The sequence below is a fragment of the Dactylosporangium maewongense genome, assembly GCF_039531485.1.
In the GTDB taxonomy this organism is placed as follows: Bacteria; Actinomycetota; Actinomycetes; order Mycobacteriales; family Micromonosporaceae; genus Dactylosporangium; species Dactylosporangium maewongense.
Map to the genome: position 1 here is coordinate 1,016,068 of NZ_BAAAQD010000001.1, position 15,348 is coordinate 1,031,415.

The following is a 15,348-nucleotide window of genomic DNA, read 5'->3' on the forward strand; positions in this document are numbered from 1 at the left end:
CCGGTGGACGAGCGCGAGGCTGTGAGCCGGCGCGGCGGGTCAGGCGCGCATGGCCGGGGAGTTGTAGATGGTCGGGACGCGGAAGCCCGCGCACCACTGCGTCAGGCGGTCGGCCTCGGCGGACAGCAGGCGGCGGGCTTCGGCGGGGACGTCCTCGAGGAGGCGGAGCCGCACGACGCCGGCGGGGTCCTGGGTCCAGCAGCCGACCACGCGGCCGGAGTACCAGGCGGTGGTGCCGGCGTTGCCGCGGCGGTCGAAGATGCCGGCGCGGTGCGGGCCGAGGTAGAAGTCGCGGTGCTGCCAGCCCATGACGGTCGGGTCGAGGACGGGGAGCAGGGCGGCCCACGGGCCGGGGTCGGGGAGGTCGTCGAGGTCGTCGGGCAGGAGCCAGCCGGTGCCGCCGCCGTCGAGCGAGACCTGCACGGCGCCGAGGGCGGCGAGGGCGGCACGGACGATGCCCTTGGTGGCGCCGAGCCACCAGACCAGGTCGTCCTCGGTGCCGGGGCCGAAGGTGAAGAGCCAGCGCCGCACGATCTCGCGGTAGCCGTCCGCCGCCACGGCGTGCTCCGCCGAGGGCAGCCACGAGGACATTAGGGTCCAGCGCGGGCGGGACAGGTGCCAGCCGCTGGCGTTGACGGCCCGGACGATGTCGCCGGCGGCGCCGAGGTAGGTCAGGACGCGGGTCGAGACGCGAGGGTCGGCGGTGGTGATGTCGAGCGTGACGTCGATCATCGGTACGGCGCGGCGGATCTCGGTCGGCTGCAGGCCGTCGGGTGCGGCGGCGAGCGCGGCGAGGACCTCGGTGCGGGCGCGGTCGAGCCACTCGTCGCCGTCGGTGGTGGTGCCGGTGGCGACGAGGTCCCTGACCAGGCGGGTGCGTTCGCCGGCGGCGACCCGGGCGGACGCGCTCGGCCAGACGGCCGGGAGCAGCTCGCGCGGGAACACGAAGAGTGTCCGGCGCATCGCGAGCTGTTTGACCAGGGTCCGTTCCTGGTACAGGGCGCGGTCCACGTCGGCGGGGCGCAGGTCCGTGGTCCGGGCCTGGCACGACAGGTGGACCGTGGCGGGCTCGGTGGCGTGCAGGACGGTCATCGCCCCGGTGACGGACTCGGGGGTCGCCACCCTGAAGTCCGGGGCGAGCGCGTGCCGGACCGCGAGCCGGGACCGGCGCTGGTCGTCGGACACGTGACGCCCCCGGACATGCTGCCACAAGGCCGGACGGCGGGCCGGGCGGCCCGCCGTCACGGGCGGGGTCAGGCGCGGGCGGTGCCGAGCGCGGTCTGGATGGCCTGGACGAGGACGCTGACGACGAGCGCGACCGACGGGCGGATCGAGGACTCCTCCATGCTGACCGTGCCCGTGAAGCCGGCGTTGTCGCTGATCTCCTCCAGCCGCCGGTGCGCCGCCGCGATCTCGTCGCCCGACAGGTAGAGCGCCGGCTCCATCCGCGCCGCCGCGACCAGTGCCGCGAGGGCCGCGGTCCGCTCGTCGGGGACGTCGTCGCCGGTCAGGGCGCGGCCGAGGCGGGCGCGCACCTCGGTCTCCACGGTCGCGTCGGCCATCGGGTAGCGGTGCACGTGGATGAAGCCGAGCTGGACCTCGTCGACGTCGGTGAGGATGCCCCGGGAGCAGAGGTCGGCCAGGACCCGGTCGCGCAGGCCGTGCCGGAGCCGCTGCAGCCACGACGCCGGGGTGTGCGGCGTGTCGCCGACAACCCGGGCGAGGACCTCGTCGGCGATCGGCTCGCCGGTCGGCGCGTCCTTGACGACGACGATCATCCCCCCGGCGTACGCCAGCCGCCCGGCGAGCGCCAGGTCGACCAGGACGCCCGCGGCCATGCCGAGGTCGAGGCCGATGTGGGAGCCGGTGGCCTTCCCGGTGTCGTCATCGTAGGCGAGCAGGAGCAGCTCCTCCGCCAGTGCAACGGAACTCATGGCTCGGAACGGTAGCGCGCGCCCGCTCGTCCCGCATTACCGTGTCGGGTACGTTGCGGAGCGCGACGGCCGGACCCACATGGCGGTGACGACGAGCAGCAGGAACCCGGCGCCCATCAGGGCTGTGCTCATGCCGAACGCGGACCGGTAGCCGAAGTGCGCGGCCACGCCGAACAACGGGCCGGCGACGACCGACCCGATCGGGAACGTGTTGGTGTACAACGTGGTGGCCCGCCCCGGCTGACCGGGCAGCAGGTTCTGGACGTACGTGATGCCGACGCCGGAGATGGCCGAGATGAACAGCGCGTTGACCACCTGCCCGGCGGCGAGCACCCACAGGTTGGGCGCGACCCAGGCGATCGCGTAGTAGGCGGTCCCGCACGCTCCGCCGATGAGGATCAGCGTCTGCAGCTTGAAGCGGGTGGTGAGCGCGCCGAGGCCGAGCATCAGCGGGATCTCCAGGGCGGCGCACAGGCCGAGGATCAGACCGGCCCGGGACGCGTCGCTGTGCAGGTCCTGTTCGATGTACAGCGGCAGCGCCTGCACACCGAGCGTCATCGGCACCTGCATCAGCACGAACGCCACGATCGTCAACCACAGCACCCAACGCGGCCCCTCCGGCCCCGCCGCCGCGTCGGCCGAAGGTCCCGCCGCCGCGTCGGCCGAAGGTCCCGCCGCCGCGTCGGCGGACGGTTCCGCCGTCTTCGAAGGGGTCGGCGCTTCCACCTCCTCGAGCCAGACCACCGCGATCAGGGCGGCGAGGGCATACGTGGCGGCGGCCAGCCCGTACACCAGCCGGAACCCACCGACGTCCAGCAGCACCGCGGCGAGCGCCGGGCCACCGACCCACGAGAGGGAGAACACGGTCCGCAGCGCGCTGATGCCCATCGCCGCCTGGCCGGGACTGTCCCGCTCGAGGATCTGCCGGGCGTACGCGAAGGACTGCGGGAACAGCGAGCCCGCGAACGCGTATGCGGTCATGCACAGCGCGAACAGCACCCAGTAGTCGCGGACGAACATCGCGACCAGGCTGCCCACGACGCCGAACAGGGCGGCACCGACCAGGATCCTCCGGCGGATCGGCCACCGGTCCGACACCCGGCCGACCGCGGAGGAGACCAGCACGCCGGTCAGCGGTGACGCGATGAGGAACACGGTGACCTGGACCGGGTCCGCGTGCACGGCCGTGCTCAGGAACAGCGACAGGAACGGGAAGACGACGGCGACGGAGATGCCGACGGCGAAGAACATCAGCCCGAGCGGTAGGAGGGCACGACTGAGCGGCCGCTGGCGCGGCGGAGCGGCCAAGGTCATGGCCGGACTGTACCGCTACAGCCAAACCCCGCGCGACCCCGTTTCACAGGGCTTTCAGGAGCGTGGCCGTACCAGACCGGCATCGAAGGCGGCGATCACCAACTGCGCCCTGTCCCGCGCCGCGAGCTTCGCCATGAGGTGCGTGATGTGCGACTTCACGGTCTTCACCGAGATCGACAGCGCGGTGGCGATCTCGTCGTTGGACAGCCCGCCGCCGATAAGCGTGAGCACCTCGACCTCGCGGCCGGTGAGCCGCCGCAGCGCCGCGGTCGGCCGGTCCGGACGGGGCGCGGCCACGTAGTGCGCGACGAGCCGGGTCAGGATCGACGGCGCGAAGAGCGACTCGCCGCGGTGCGTGCGGCGGATCGCCTCGATCAGCTCGGCGGGCCGGGCGTCCTTGAGCAGGAAGCCGGAGGCGCCCGCGTGCAGGGCCTCGTAGACGTACTCGTCGAGCTCGAACATGCTCAGCACCAGCACGCGCGCCGCGGCCAGCGACGGGTCGGCGCAGATGCGGCGGGTCGCCTGCAGGCCGTCGAGGTGCGGCATCCGCACGTCCATGAGGATCACGTCGGGCCTGGCCGCGCGGGCCTGCGCGACGGCGTCGGCGCCGTCGCCCGCCTCGGCGACCACGCGGAGACCGGCCTCGTTGTTGATGATCATCGCGAGGCTGTGGCGGAGCAGCGGCTGGTCGTCGACCAGCATGACCCTGATGTCCGCGATATCCGTCATGTACGTCATGCCGCGTCATCCGGGATCCGCGCGGCGACCCGGAATCCGCCGTCGACCGGCTCGGCCGTCAGGGTGCCGTCGAGGCTGGTCACCCGCTCCCGCAGGCCCACGAGGCCGTGCCCGGCGCCCGGCGTCGCCCGCCACGCGGGATCGGACGGCCCGGCGTCGGTCACGGCGGCCACGACGAACCGCCCGTCACGGTGCACGGCCACCCGGACGTCGGTGGGGCCCGCGTACCGCGCGGCGTTGCTGAGCCCTTCCCGGACGGTCTTGCACACCGCCACCTGCACGCCCTGCGACACCGCGCCGAGCTCCGGGTCAACGGTGAGCCGGGTGCGCAGGCCGGCGACCGCCGCGCCGTCGACGATCGCCGGCAGGTCGTCCAGGCCGTCCAGCGGCGCGCGCAGCCCGGCGGCGGACGGCTCGCGCAGGACCGTCAGCATCCGCCGCAGCTCCGCGGTCGCGTGCCGGCTCGCGTCCTCGATGTCGGTCAGCGCCGCCTCGACCTCCGCCGGCTTCGGCAGGTGCCGGGTCGCCGCGGCGCGGACCGTGATGAGTCCCAGGCCGTGCGAGACGATGTCGTGCAGGTCGCCGGCGATCCGCAGCCGCTCGGCGAGCACCGCCTCCGACGCGGCCCACGCGGTCAGGCGCGACTCGTAGGCGGCCCGGTCCGCGCGGGCGCGGCGCACCGCCCACGCCGCGGCGGCGAGCGCGGCACCGACCATCGCCCACGGCAGCACGACCCGGCCCGGGCCGTCCCCGCCGACTGTGCACATCACCGCCAGCAGCACCATGCCCACGATGACGAGCACCGGCAGGACGCTGGAGCGTCCCGACGGACGCGGATGGGCGTTCACGCCGCCGACTGTAGTGCTCAGACCAGGGTCTGACGGCCCACGGTCGCACGCCGCCGCGACGATCCGAGCCGGGCCCGATGCCCGCGGCCGGACGCCCCGGTTGACTCGGCCTATGATCACGATCGATCGCGTCAGCAAGCGCAAGGGCAGGGCGCGGGTCCTGCACGACGTCACGTTCGAGGCGCGCCCCGGACGCGTCACCGGGTTCCTCGGGCAGAACGGCGCCGGCAAGACCTCGACGCTGCGGGTCCTGCTCGGGCTGGACCGCCCGGAGCACGGCAGCGCGCTCGTGTGCGGCCGCCCGTACCGCGAGCTCGACCGTCCCCTCACCGTCGTCGGCGCGCTGCTGGACGGCAGCGGCGCGCACCGCGCCCGGACCGCCCGCGCGCACCTGCGCTGGGTCGCCGTGAGCAACGGCCTGCCGGTGTCGCGCGCCGACGAGGTGCTCGAGGTCGTCGGCCTCGCCGGCGACGCCCGCAAGCGCGCCGGCCGCTACTCCCTCGGCATGAGCCGCCGGCTCGGCCTGGCGACCGCCCTGCTCGGCGACCCGGCGGTGCTGGTCCTCGACGAGCCCGTCAACGGCCTCGACCCCGCCGGGATCCGGTGGATGCGCGAGTTCCTGCGGGACCGGGCCGCGGGGGGCGGCACCGTGCTGCTTTCCAGCCACCTCATGGGCGAGCTCGCCGAGATCGCCGACGACGTCGTCGTCATCCACCAGGGCCGGATCCTGGTGCAGGGCGGCCTCGCCGAGGTCACCGGCGACCACGCGACCCTCGAGGACGCGTTCCTGGCCCTGACCGCCACCGCGGGTGCGCCGTGGTGAGCGCCTTCCGCTGGGCGGTGGCGGCCGAGGTCCGCAAGCTGCTGGGCCTGCCGACCGCCTGGATCGGCATCGTCCTGGGCACCCTGCTGGCACCCGTCATCGTGCTGCTCAACGCGCCGTACATCCGCCGCGGCATCGACGACGGCACCATCACCGACACGTCCGACCTGGGACTGCAGGACCTCGGCGTCGGGCTCATCGGCCCGATGGTGCTCGGCGTGGTCATCATCAGCAGCGAATACACCAACACCGGGCACGACGCCCCGCGCGCCCGCCAGCTGACCGCGACGCTCGCCGCCGTCCCGGGCCGGCTGCGCCTGCTCGCCGCGAAGACCACCGCGCTCGTCCTCGTCGCCGCGACCCAGGCCGCGGTCACCGCCGCCGCCGCGCTTACGCTCACCGAGGCCCTGCACGGCGACCGGGTGTCCGCGCCCGCGCCCGGCCGGGTCGCCGCCGCCGTCCTGTACTGGACGCTGATCGCCCTGCTGTCGTTCGCCATCACGCTCATCACGCGCAACGGGATCGTGCCGCTCACGTTCCTCATCGTGAACAGCACCGTCGTCTCCGTGTCGTACCTGCTGACGAAGGTCACCGACGCGGCCGCGTACCTGCCAGACATCGTCGGCGCGCAGATGTTCCTCCACACGCCCGACTTCCCGGTCCGCATCGCCCCGCTCACCGCCGGCCTGGTGATGACGGCGTGGATCGCGGCCCTCCTCGCCGTCGGCGCCGCGCTCTTCCACCGGCGCGACACGTGACACTGCTGACGCTTCTGCACGCCGAGCTGCGCAAGCTGCTGACGCTGCCGTCGCTGCGGCTGACCGTGCTGCTGACGGTCGCCGTCGCGCTCCTACTGGCGTCCCTGGACGCGGCGCAGCCCGTCCGCTACGTCCAGGCGGGGTTCCTGGTGCTCGGCGTCCTGGCCACCGCCTCCGAGCACCAGGGCGGCGACCAGATCCGCGCGACCCTCCTCGCCATGCCGCGCCGGCTCCCTCTGTACGCCGCGAAGGTCGTCGCGCTCGCCGTGGTGGCGCTGCCGGTCGCCGCGCTGGTCGCCCTCCACTCGACCGTGCACCTGACGCTCACCACCCTGCTCGCCGCGGCCGCCGGCACCCTCGTCCGGCGCACCGAGGCGGCCGTGGTGCTGCTGCTCGTCGTGTACTACGTCGGCCCGCTGCTCCGGACCACCTACGTGCCGGACACCACGGCGGTCGCAGTGAGCACGCTGGTCGCCATCGCCGTGGCCGGGTACGTCTTCCACCGCCGGGACGCATGACCAAACACTTAAGCCATCACTTGAGCTTTGCCGGTCAGGCGGCTACGGTTAAGTGCATGCTTAAGCATGAGGCGGGGGCGACGGGCCGGGTGTTCCACGCGCTCGCGGACGGCAACCGGCGGGCGGTGATCGAGCGACTGGCCCGCGGCCCGGCGACCGTGAGCGAGCTGGCCGCCCAGCTCGGCGTGACCGTCGCCGCGACGGTCCAGCATCTCCAGGTGCTGCAGGACAGCGGGCTGGTGCGGTCGGAGAAGGCCGGCCGGGTCCGCACCTGCCAGATCGATCCCGCCGGCCTCCGCGACGCCGAGGCGTGGTTGCAGCGCCAGCGCACGACGTGGGAGCACCGCCTGGACCGCCTCGGCGCGGTCCTCGACGACGAGCAGAAGGAGCCAGGATCATGACCGACCACTCGGTGAAGCACAGCACGTTCACGCTGGAGCGGACCTACGCAGCCGCGCCCGCCACGGTCTTCGCGGCCTGGTCCGACCGCGACACGAAGGCGAAGTGGTTCGCGGCCGAGGACGGACGGTATTCGCTGGACTTCCGGGTCGGCGGCACCGAGGCCGTGCACGGCGGCGCCGGGACCGACCTCGTGGCGAGGAGCGAATATCACGACATCGTCCCCGACGAGCGCATCGTGTACACCACGGCCCTGTTCACCGGCAGCGTCCTGTCGACCGTGTCGCTGACCACCGTGCAGCTCGCCCGCGAAGGCGACGGGACCCGCCTGGTGCTCACCGAACAGGGAACCTTCCTGGACGACCAGGAACAGCCCGAGTGGCGCGAGCAGGGCACCGGCGACTGGCTGGACGCCCTCGGCCGTCAGGTGGCCCGGCGATGACGGCCGGCGGCGAGCAGCAGATCCGCGCGCTGCTGGAGACCCGCACCCGCGCCTTCGCCCGCCGGGACGCCGCCACCGCGGCCGCCGGCTACGACGACGACCTCGTGCTGTACGACGCGGTCGGCCCGCTCGTCCGCCGCGGCGAGGACCCGGCCGACCGGTTGGAGCGGTGGATCGGGTCGTACCGCACGGGGATCGGGCACGAGATCCGGGACCTGGAGATCACCGCCGGCGCCGACCTTGCGTTCTGCCACTTCCTGGTCCGGATCAGCGGCACGATGCGGGACGGCACCGAGGTCGGCATGTGGGTGCGCGCGACGAGCTGCCTCCGCCGCCGAGGCGATGCCTGGACGATCGTTCACGAGCACGCGTCGGTGCCCTTCGACGCCGACACCGGCCGCGCCGAGCTTCGCGCCGAGCTCTGACGACGCTCCAGGACCGGGTCCCGGACGTTCTCAGCGAGTTCGATGCCTGGAAGTGATTGACCGGTTCCGGTGAAGGGCCGTACGTTGCCGTGAGTGGAACTGTGTTTCTTCCAGTGAAACGGTGGGTCCGGCATGGTGTCACTCATCTTCGCGGTGCTGGCGGTCGGCATGGTCGGTGCCGGGGTGGTGGCGGTGCGGCTGCGGGCGTGGCTCGTCGTCGTGGTGGCGGGTGCGCTCGTCTACGACAACACGGTGATCGCGGCCGGGCGGTTCGTCGGTGAAGGGGATGCGCTCGAAGGGCTCAACGCGGGGCGGTTCGTGGGGCACGCGCTGTTCACGCCGCTGCTCATCGTGGTCGGGGCGGGGCTGGCCGGGCTGGCCGGGCTGGCAAGGGGCGGGCGCTGGGCGCTGACAGCGCTCGCGGCGGTGCTGGTCGGGATCGGGATCTGGGCCGACGTTGTGCGGCTGCGGCTGGTGCCCGAGCGGTACGCCGACACCCTCCGCTACGTCAACGACAACGCGGCCGGGCCGCCGGTGCCGGCGGTCGTGGCGATCCTCGTGCTGATCGGCGTCGGGGTGGTGCTGTGGCGGCGCGACGGGTGGCCGTGGCTGCTTGCCGGGGCGGTCGCCATGTTCGCCGCCGCGGCGGCCGGGTTCGCGGTGCCGTGGCTGGGCAACCTGGGCGAGCTCGTGCTGCTGGCGGCGGTGGTGTCAAGCCTGCGACAGACGAGGGAGCGCGTCGCAACCGGATAGACGGGCATAGCGTGTGACGTGACATGCCCGAGTCCGACCGCCGCGCCACCGACCGGCCGCCGCCAGCCGCGGCCGACTTCGACGCGCTCTACGACGCACGCTACGGCGACGTCGTTGCCATGGTCTACGCGCTCGCCGGCGACCTCGCCGAGGCGCAGGACCTCGCCCAGGAAGCGTTCTGCCGCGCCTGGCAACGCTGGGGCGACGTCTCACGGTACGACGACCCGCTCGCCTGGATCCGCCGGGTCGCGGCCAACCTCGCCACGTCCCGGTGGCGGCGCGGCCGGGTCGCCCGCGCGTATCTCGGCCGGGAACGCACGACCGACGTCCCCGCGCTGAGCCCCGACCATGTGGCGCTCGTCGCGGCCCTGCGCCGGCTGCCCAAGGAGCAGCGGCGGGCGGTCGTGCTGCACCACCTGATCGACCTGCCGGTCGCCGAGGTGGCGCGGGAGATGGACGCCGCCGTCGGCACCGTCAAGTCGTGGCTGCACCGCGGGCGCGCGGCGCTCGCCGCCGAGCTGGCACACACCATCGAGGAGGTGACCCACCGTGACTGAAGAGCTGACCCAGGCGCTGTCGCGGCTGCGCGCGGACGTCGGCGCCGCCGTCGCCCCACCCGCGGGCGCCCAGCTGCGAAGGAAGGCCGAGCGCCGGCAGCGCGCCCGCCGGACCGCCACCGCGGTCGTCGCCGCCGTCGTGGTGCTGGCCGTCCTCGTCGGCGGAGGGCTGATCTGGCGGGGCGGGCCGTCCAAGTCGGCACCCGTGCCGGGCGGATCGTCCAGCCCCGCGCCGGCTCGTACATCACCCGCCGCGACGAGACCGAGCAAGCCGGTCCCTGGCAGGCAGACCCCGCAGACGCCCGCGGCGTGGGCCGGTGTCGACTGGGCGTCCGCCACGATCACGCTTCCCGCGCAGGATGGCTGCCCGTCCGGGACGGTCACCCTCCGCAGGCAGGAGTTCAAGGGCGCGGCGGACGCGATCGTGGGCCCCACGTCATGGCCGAGGATCTCGATCGATCCGCAGCAGGTGGTGTACGGGCAACTGGCGGCCGACGGGCAGCCCGAGGCGGTCCTGCGCGCCACCTGCTGGCCGACGGCGGAGGACTCCGGCGACGGTCAGGGGCAGCTGCTGGTCGTGCGGCGCGACGGCGCGACGCTGCGGGCGGCCGGGTGGGCCGGACCGCGCGGCGGCATCTACACCGACTGGTGGGTCGACGGCGGCCGGCTCGTCATGGACGTGAAGCCGTGGCACATCAACTGGGGGTACCTGCCCGGGGCCGCCCGCGCCTACCGGTGGACCGGGCAGGCGTTCGACGAGGAGGACTCGGGCCTGCCGGGGCTGGTCTCGGCGGTCGACCTGGCGCCGGTCGCCGGGATCACCGGTTGTCCCGCGGTGTCGCTGCGGTTCGGTGACCGGCAGCAGGTCACCGTGGACGGCGTGACCTGGGACCTGACCCAGCCGGTCATGCCGGACCAGCTGCCGCACCTGGTGGACCTCGACGGCGACGGGCACCGGCGGTTGCTGGTCGCGATCTCCTGCGGCGGCGCGGCGTTCGTGGCGGTGCTCGAACGGCAGACCGACGGGTCGTTCCGCGCCGTCGACGCCGTCCGGCCGCCCGCGGGCACGACCGTGTCGAACTGGTCGCTCGCGAACGGCGTCCTGACGCTGGCCACGGCGTCGGGCCAGGAGGTGCGGTACACCTGGAACGGCGAGTACTTCCAGCGGTGACTACCGGCCCAGCGCCGCACGCGCGAGCTGCTCGTCGTGCGGCCGGGCCAGGTCCCGCGCGACGGCGATGATCCGTTCGAGCTGCGCGGCGGCCTCGTCGCGCAGCCCGGCGGCCCGGCACGTCTCGGCGTAGGCGTGCCGGCAGTCGAGCTCCAGCTGCACCTCGGAGAGCGGTTCGAGCAGCTCCAGGGCGAGCCGGTGGTGCTCCAGGGCCTCGTCGAGCGCACCCTGCGCGCGCAGCGCGACGCCGAGGGCGTTGTGGCACAGCGCCTGGTTGTGCGCCAGGTTGTGCTCCTCCGCGAGCCGCAGCGCGTCCTGGAGGGTGCGCAGCGCCTCCTCCGGCTCGCCGGTGGCGAGGCCGAGCGTCACGAGTCCCGTGATCCGGCCCGGGCCGGCGGCGAGGGCGACGGACGCCCGCGCGAGCTCGACCGCCTCGGCGGGCCGCCCCAGCCGCAGGGTCACCCAGCCGTCGATGGCCAGCGCCTGCGCCTGGCCCGCCGGCCGGCCGAGCTTCTCGAAGAGCTCGCCGGCCCGCCGCAGCTGCGCCCGCGCCGCCTCGAGGTCGCCGAGGTCGCGGTGGGCCATGCCGGTGCGCAGCGCCAGCCCGGCGGCGGCCTCGTCGTCGTCCGCGGCGGCGGCCTGGGCCTGCTCGTAGGCGGCCATGGCATCGGTCAGCCGGCCCGCGGCGGCGCGGGTGAAGCCGAGGTCCGACAGCAGCGCCACCCGCTCCCGCTCCCGGCCGAGCCGGCCCGCCGCACCGGCCGCCGCCTCCAGCAGCCGGGCCTGGTCGTCGGTGCCGCGGTGGCGGAAGAAGTACACCCGCATCAGCTGCGGCAGCGCGGCGGCGACCTCGTCCGCGCCGATCCGCACGGCGGCGTCGACGCAGGCGACCAGGTTCACGTACTCCAGCTCGAACCAGGCCATCGCCCGCGCCGGGTCGCCCGGCTCCGGCCGCGGGCGGTGCGGCGAGGGCAGGGTCCGCTCGTGGGCGGCGGCCTGCGCCAGGTAGTGGTCCAGGGCGCGGCGCAGCGCGGCGTCCGACTGGGGCTCCTCGTCGGCGGCGAGGTCCGCGGCGTACTGGCGGATCAGGTCGTGCATCCGGAACCTGCCCGGCGCGACCTCCTGCAGCAGGTGCGCGTCGACGAGCTCGTCGAGGACCGCGCCGACGCCGGAGAGCAGGCCCGCCAGGGCGCCCGCCGTCGAGGCGTCGAAGTCTGCGCCGGGAAGGACTCCCAGCAGGCGGAACACGCGCCGCTGGTCAGCGTCGAGCTGCTGTAGCGACATGCCGAAGACCGCGTCGAACCGGCCGGTGGCGTCGCGCAGCCGCTCGGCGAGCACCGCGACCGTCCAGCCGGGCCGGTGCCGCAGCCGGGCGCCGGCCATCCGCAGCGCGAGCGGCAGCCCGGCGCACTGCTGGAGGACCTGGCCGACGGCGTCCTCCTCGGTGGCGGTGAGCCCGGCCGCGCGGCCGAACAGCCGCGCGGCGTCGCCGTCGGCGAGGGGTTCGAGCGACACCGGCGGCACGCCGTCGAGGCTGACGAGCCGGTTGCGGCTGGTGACGAGGACCGCGGACTTCCCGGCCCCGGGCAGCAGCGGCCGCACCTGCTCGGCGTCGACGGCGTTGTCGAGCACGACGAGCGCCCGCCGGCGGGACAGCTCCGAGCGCCACAGCGCGGCCCGTTCGGTGAGGCCGGCCGGCGGGTGCGTGACGTCCAACGCGGCGAGGAGCCGGCCCAGCGCGGCGGGCGGGTCGAGCGGCTCCTGCCCCGGCGTGAACCCGTGCAGGTCCAGGTAGAGGCCGCCGTCCGGGTACGCGCCGGCGACCCGGTGCGCGACGTGCACGGCGAGGCTGGTCTTGCCGACCCCGCCCATGCCGTCGACAGCGACCGCGCCGGCGGTGCGCAGCAGCTGCTCGACCAGCGCCGACTCCGCCTCCCGGCCGGTGAAGTCGAACAGGTCGGCGGGCAGGTCGTTGCGGCGGGGCGGGGGAGCGGCGCCGGCCTTGGCCGCCTCCGCCCACACGGCGCGCAGCGGGCGCGGGTCGCGGCCCACCGCCCGGCAGAGCGCGACGACGGCCTCCCACGGCGGCACCAGCTGGCCCGACATGTACCGCGACAGCGACGAACTGCTCAGGCTCGCCTTCGTCGCGAGGGCGCGCAGGCTGAGCCCGCTGAGCTCCTTGATCCGGGCGAGCTGCGCGACGAGGTGTTCCTGCGGGCTCGACACGTGCAACACCGTACCCGTCCCGCCCCGCGGGGCCGGCTCAACGGTGCAACGGCCCAGCTCAGCGCCGTCGCGCGTGTCCCACGGTGTCCCACGGACGTCGAGGGACGGGGTGCGCCGCTGGTCAGATGGGTCCTGTCAGCGAGAGCACACAGCAAGGGAGTTCGCGATGTCGACGGAGCGCATGCCCAACCCGGCGGCCCTGATCCCCGGGGCGATGGAGGCCCTCATGGCCCTCACCGGCGCGATCGCCGGCGCCGGGGTGAGCGAGCGGGTGCTGGCGCTGAGCCACCTGCGCGCCAGCCAGATCAACGGCTGCGGGCCGTGCGTCGCGGGCGGCGCCGCCCAGGCCCGCCGGCACGGCGCCGGCGACAACCAGGTCGACGCCGTCGCCGCGTGGCGGGAGACGCCGTGGTTCAGCGACGAGGAGCGGGCGGCGCTCGCCCTCACCGAGTCGGTGACCCGGCTCGCCGACCGGCCCGACGCCGTCCCGGACCACGTGTGGGACCTGGCCGCGAAGCACTTCGACCACAAGGAGCTGGCGGCGCTGCTGCTGAACATCGCCGTCACCAACGCCTTCAACCGGCTCAACGCCCCGACCCGCCAGCAGGCCGGGCAGTGGTGACCACCTTCGACGTCAACTCCAACTCCAACTCCAACTTCGACTCCAACTCCAACTTCAACGAGAGAGGCACGACCATGGCGAACACCGAGAAGTACGACGGCTTCACCACCGCCGAGCGCACCGCGATGAAGGACCGGGCGAAGGAGCTCAAGTCGACCGCGCGGCGCGGTGCCAAGGCGGACACCGAGAGCGAGGTCCTGGCGAAGATCGCCGAGATGTCCGACGCCGACCGCGCCCTCGCCGAGCGCCTCCACGCCATCGTGAAGGAGAGCGCCCCCACGCTGACGTCGAAGCTCTGGTACGGGATGCCCGCCTACGCCCGCGACGGCAAGGTCCTGTGCTTCTTCCAGAGCGCCGCCAAGTTCAAGACCCGCTACGCCGTCCTCGGCTTCAGCGACGAGGCCCAGCTGGACGACGGCACCATGTGGCCCACGTACTACGCGCTGACCACCCTGTCCGCCGACGACGAGGCCCGCATCGCCGCACTGCTCAAGCAGGCCGTCGGCTGAAGCCAGTCGCCGCTGGTTCGCCATGCCGCCAGAAGGCCCCCTCCCCAGGGGGCCTTCCGCGGTGAGGCACGGGCATCATGCGTGAGATGCGGAGCAGGGTGTTCGGTGAGGTCGCGGAGCTGTACGACGCCGGGCGGCCCGGCTACTGCGACGACATGGTCGACGAGGTCCTCGCCTACGCCGCGCTGGGTGCGCGGCCGGCGGCCGAGATCGGGGCCGGCACCGGCAAGGCGACGGTCCAGTTCGCGGCCCGCGGTGTCCCGGTCGTCTGCGTGGAGCCCGACGAGCGGATGGCCGAGGTGCTCCGTCGCAACACCGCCGGGCACGGTGCGGTGACGGTCGAGGTGAGCGCGTTCGAGGATTGGCAGCGCGCCGGCCGGCGCTTCGGGCTGCTGTACGCGGCGACGTCCTGGCACTGGACGGACCCGGGCCGCCGGTGGGATCTGGTGCACGCCGCCCTGGAGCCGGGCGGCACACTCGCGCTGTTCTGGAACCCGCACGGCGTCGTGGACGCCGGGCTGCAGGCGGAGCTGGCCGAGATCGACCGCCGGCACGGTGTGGAGCACTCACCGCACGACGCGGTCGCGTCCTTCTACGGCGACGTGCCGGGGGCCTGGACCGGTGAGGAAGGTTGGCCGCTGGAGGAGTGCCTGCGCGACGGGCGCTTCGCTGACCTGCGGTCGGTGCGGTTCCGAGACCACGTCAGCTACGACACCGGCCGCTACCTGGCCTACCTGACCTCGATCTCCGCCTACCGGATCCTGCCCGTCGCCGACCGTGAGCTGGCCCTTTCGGAGACCGCCCGGGTGCTGGACGCCAACGGCGGCGGGATCGACATGGTGCGCCTGAGCGACCTGTTCCTCGCCCGGGCCGCGTAGTTACTCGCAGAAGACGCGGACCTTGGCGTCGGGCTGGTCGACGTCGACGGTCATCTCGTCGAGGTGCTCGATGAGCGCCTCGAGCTGCTCGGGCTTCAGCTGGGTCAGGTCGAACGGCACGCCCGACTTGTGCATCTCGGCGTTGGCGTGCTGGAGCGCCTGCGGCGGGATGAGCGCCACGAGCTTCACGCCGGCGCGCAGCAGCTGCAGCGGCACGCGGACGTTGACGCGGCCCGGCTCGCCGCCCTCGAGGGTGTCGACCAGCACCCGCAGGTACTTGGGCTTGCCCTTCGGCCGGGCCTCGGGGAGGGTCGCGACGGGCGGCTGGTCGCGCTCCAGCGCGGCGATGAGCTGCTCCGCCTCGTCGACGGTGATCTTGCCCGCGGCGAGCATGTCGAGGATGTCCTTGCGTTGCTCGTTCATGGTTGACGCT

19 protein-coding genes are annotated in these 15,348 nt (G+C 74.0%); 12 read left to right on the forward strand and 7 right to left on the reverse strand.

What is annotated here, in order from left to right; all coding sequences use genetic code 11:
• Positions 1-39: 39 nt before the first annotated feature.
• From ABD332_RS04590 to ABD332_RS04610, 5 genes are all read right to left on the reverse strand, one after another.
• Positions 40-1,185 (reverse strand): winged helix DNA-binding domain-containing protein, encoded by a 1,146-nt coding sequence (locus tag ABD332_RS04590; protein WP_344499810.1) that lies wholly within the window; start codon positions 1,183-1,185, stop codon positions 40-42.
• Positions 1,186-1,253: 68 nt separating this feature from the next.
• Positions 1,254-1,934 carry a GOLPH3/VPS74 family protein gene (locus ABD332_RS04595; protein ID WP_344499812.1) on the reverse strand — a complete coding sequence of 227 codons (681 nt, stop codon included), beginning with the start codon at positions 1,932-1,934 and terminating at the stop codon, positions 1,254-1,256.
• A 36-nt stretch (positions 1,935-1,970) separates the two neighbouring features.
• Positions 1,971-3,248, reverse strand: coding sequence for a sugar efflux transporter (locus ABD332_RS04600; RefSeq protein ID WP_344499814.1), 1,278 nt, complete (start codon positions 3,246-3,248; stop codon positions 1,971-1,973).
• 54 nt (positions 3,249-3,302) lie between these two features.
• Positions 3,303-3,950 carry a response regulator gene (locus ABD332_RS04605; RefSeq protein ID WP_344500720.1) on the reverse strand — a complete coding sequence of 216 codons (648 nt, stop codon included), beginning with the start codon at positions 3,948-3,950 and terminating at the stop codon, positions 3,303-3,305.
• Between the two features lie 32 nt (positions 3,951-3,982).
• Entirely contained in the window at positions 3,983-4,834 is an 852-nt protein-coding gene (locus ABD332_RS04610; protein WP_344499816.1) for a sensor histidine kinase, read from the reverse strand.
• A 112-nt stretch (positions 4,835-4,946) separates the two neighbouring features.
• Between ABD332_RS04610 and ABD332_RS04615 the strand changes: the two genes are divergently transcribed.
• The 9 genes from ABD332_RS04615 (at position 4,947) to ABD332_RS04655 (ending at position 10,680) form a co-directional block, all read left to right on the forward strand.
• Positions 4,947-5,657, forward strand: coding sequence for an ABC transporter ATP-binding protein (locus ABD332_RS04615; RefSeq protein WP_344499818.1), 711 nt, complete (start codon positions 4,947-4,949; stop codon positions 5,655-5,657).
• Positions 5,654-6,415: a hypothetical protein gene (locus tag ABD332_RS04620; RefSeq protein ID WP_344499820.1), complete on the forward strand. Its 762-nt coding sequence runs from the start codon at positions 5,654-5,656 to the stop codon at positions 6,413-6,415. Before ABD332_RS04615 ends, ABD332_RS04620 begins: the two co-directional genes overlap by 4 nt.
• A complete protein-coding gene (locus tag ABD332_RS04625) occupies positions 6,412-6,933 on the forward strand; it encodes a hypothetical protein (protein WP_344499822.1) in 522 nt (173 codons plus the stop codon). The genes ABD332_RS04620 and ABD332_RS04625 overlap by 4 nt, the downstream gene beginning before the upstream one ends.
• A gap of 56 nt (positions 6,934-6,989) precedes the next feature.
• Positions 6,990-7,334 carry an ArsR/SmtB family transcription factor gene (locus ABD332_RS04630; protein ID WP_344499824.1) on the forward strand — a complete coding sequence of 115 codons (345 nt, stop codon included), beginning with the start codon at positions 6,990-6,992 and terminating at the stop codon, positions 7,332-7,334.
• Positions 7,331-7,774, forward strand: a complete 444-nt coding sequence (locus ABD332_RS04635; protein ID WP_344499826.1) for an SRPBCC domain-containing protein — start codon at positions 7,331-7,333, stop codon at positions 7,772-7,774. Before ABD332_RS04630 ends, ABD332_RS04635 begins: the two co-directional genes overlap by 4 nt.
• Positions 7,771-8,199 carry a YybH family protein gene (locus ABD332_RS04640; RefSeq protein ID WP_344499828.1) on the forward strand — a complete coding sequence of 143 codons (429 nt, stop codon included), beginning with the start codon at positions 7,771-7,773 and terminating at the stop codon, positions 8,197-8,199. The genes ABD332_RS04635 and ABD332_RS04640 overlap by 4 nt, the downstream gene beginning before the upstream one ends.
• Positions 8,200-8,331: 132 nt before the next feature.
• Entirely contained in the window at positions 8,332-8,952 is a 621-nt protein-coding gene (locus ABD332_RS04645) for a hypothetical protein (protein ID WP_344499830.1), read from the forward strand.
• Between the two features lie 23 nt (positions 8,953-8,975).
• Positions 8,976-9,509: a SigE family RNA polymerase sigma factor gene (locus tag ABD332_RS04650; protein WP_344499832.1), complete on the forward strand. Its 534-nt coding sequence runs from the start codon at positions 8,976-8,978 to the stop codon at positions 9,507-9,509.
• Complete coding sequence (locus ABD332_RS04655) at positions 9,502-10,680, forward strand: hypothetical protein (RefSeq protein ID WP_344499834.1); 1,179 nt, start codon at positions 9,502-9,504, stop codon at positions 10,678-10,680. The genes ABD332_RS04650 and ABD332_RS04655 overlap by 8 nt, the downstream gene beginning before the upstream one ends.
• Here ABD332_RS04655 and ABD332_RS04660 read toward each other — a convergent pair whose 3' ends face one another.
• Positions 10,681-12,906: an ATP-binding protein gene (locus ABD332_RS04660; protein ID WP_344499836.1), complete on the reverse strand. Its 2,226-nt coding sequence runs from the start codon at positions 12,904-12,906 to the stop codon at positions 10,681-10,683.
• Between the two features lie 166 nt (positions 12,907-13,072).
• Here ABD332_RS04660 and ABD332_RS04665 point away from each other — a divergent pair, with 166 nt between their 5' ends.
• From ABD332_RS04665 to ABD332_RS04675, 3 genes are all read left to right on the forward strand, one after another.
• A complete protein-coding gene (locus ABD332_RS04665) occupies positions 13,073-13,528 on the forward strand; it encodes a carboxymuconolactone decarboxylase family protein (protein WP_344499838.1) in 456 nt (151 codons plus the stop codon).
• A 74-nt stretch (positions 13,529-13,602) separates the two neighbouring features.
• Positions 13,603-14,037 carry an iron chaperone gene (locus tag ABD332_RS04670; RefSeq protein WP_344500722.1) on the forward strand — a complete coding sequence of 145 codons (435 nt, stop codon included), beginning with the start codon at positions 13,603-13,605 and terminating at the stop codon, positions 14,035-14,037.
• 86 nt (positions 14,038-14,123) lie between these two features.
• Positions 14,124-14,915 carry a class I SAM-dependent methyltransferase gene (locus tag ABD332_RS04675; protein ID WP_344499840.1) on the forward strand — a complete coding sequence of 264 codons (792 nt, stop codon included), beginning with the start codon at positions 14,124-14,126 and terminating at the stop codon, positions 14,913-14,915.
• Here the strand turns inward: ABD332_RS04675 and ABD332_RS04680 are convergent, their stop codons facing one another.
• On the reverse strand, positions 14,916-15,338 hold the full coding sequence (locus tag ABD332_RS04680; RefSeq protein WP_344499842.1) for an SHOCT-like domain-containing protein: 423 nt from the start codon (positions 15,336-15,338) through the stop codon (positions 14,916-14,918).
• Positions 15,339-15,348: the final 10 nt, after the last annotated feature.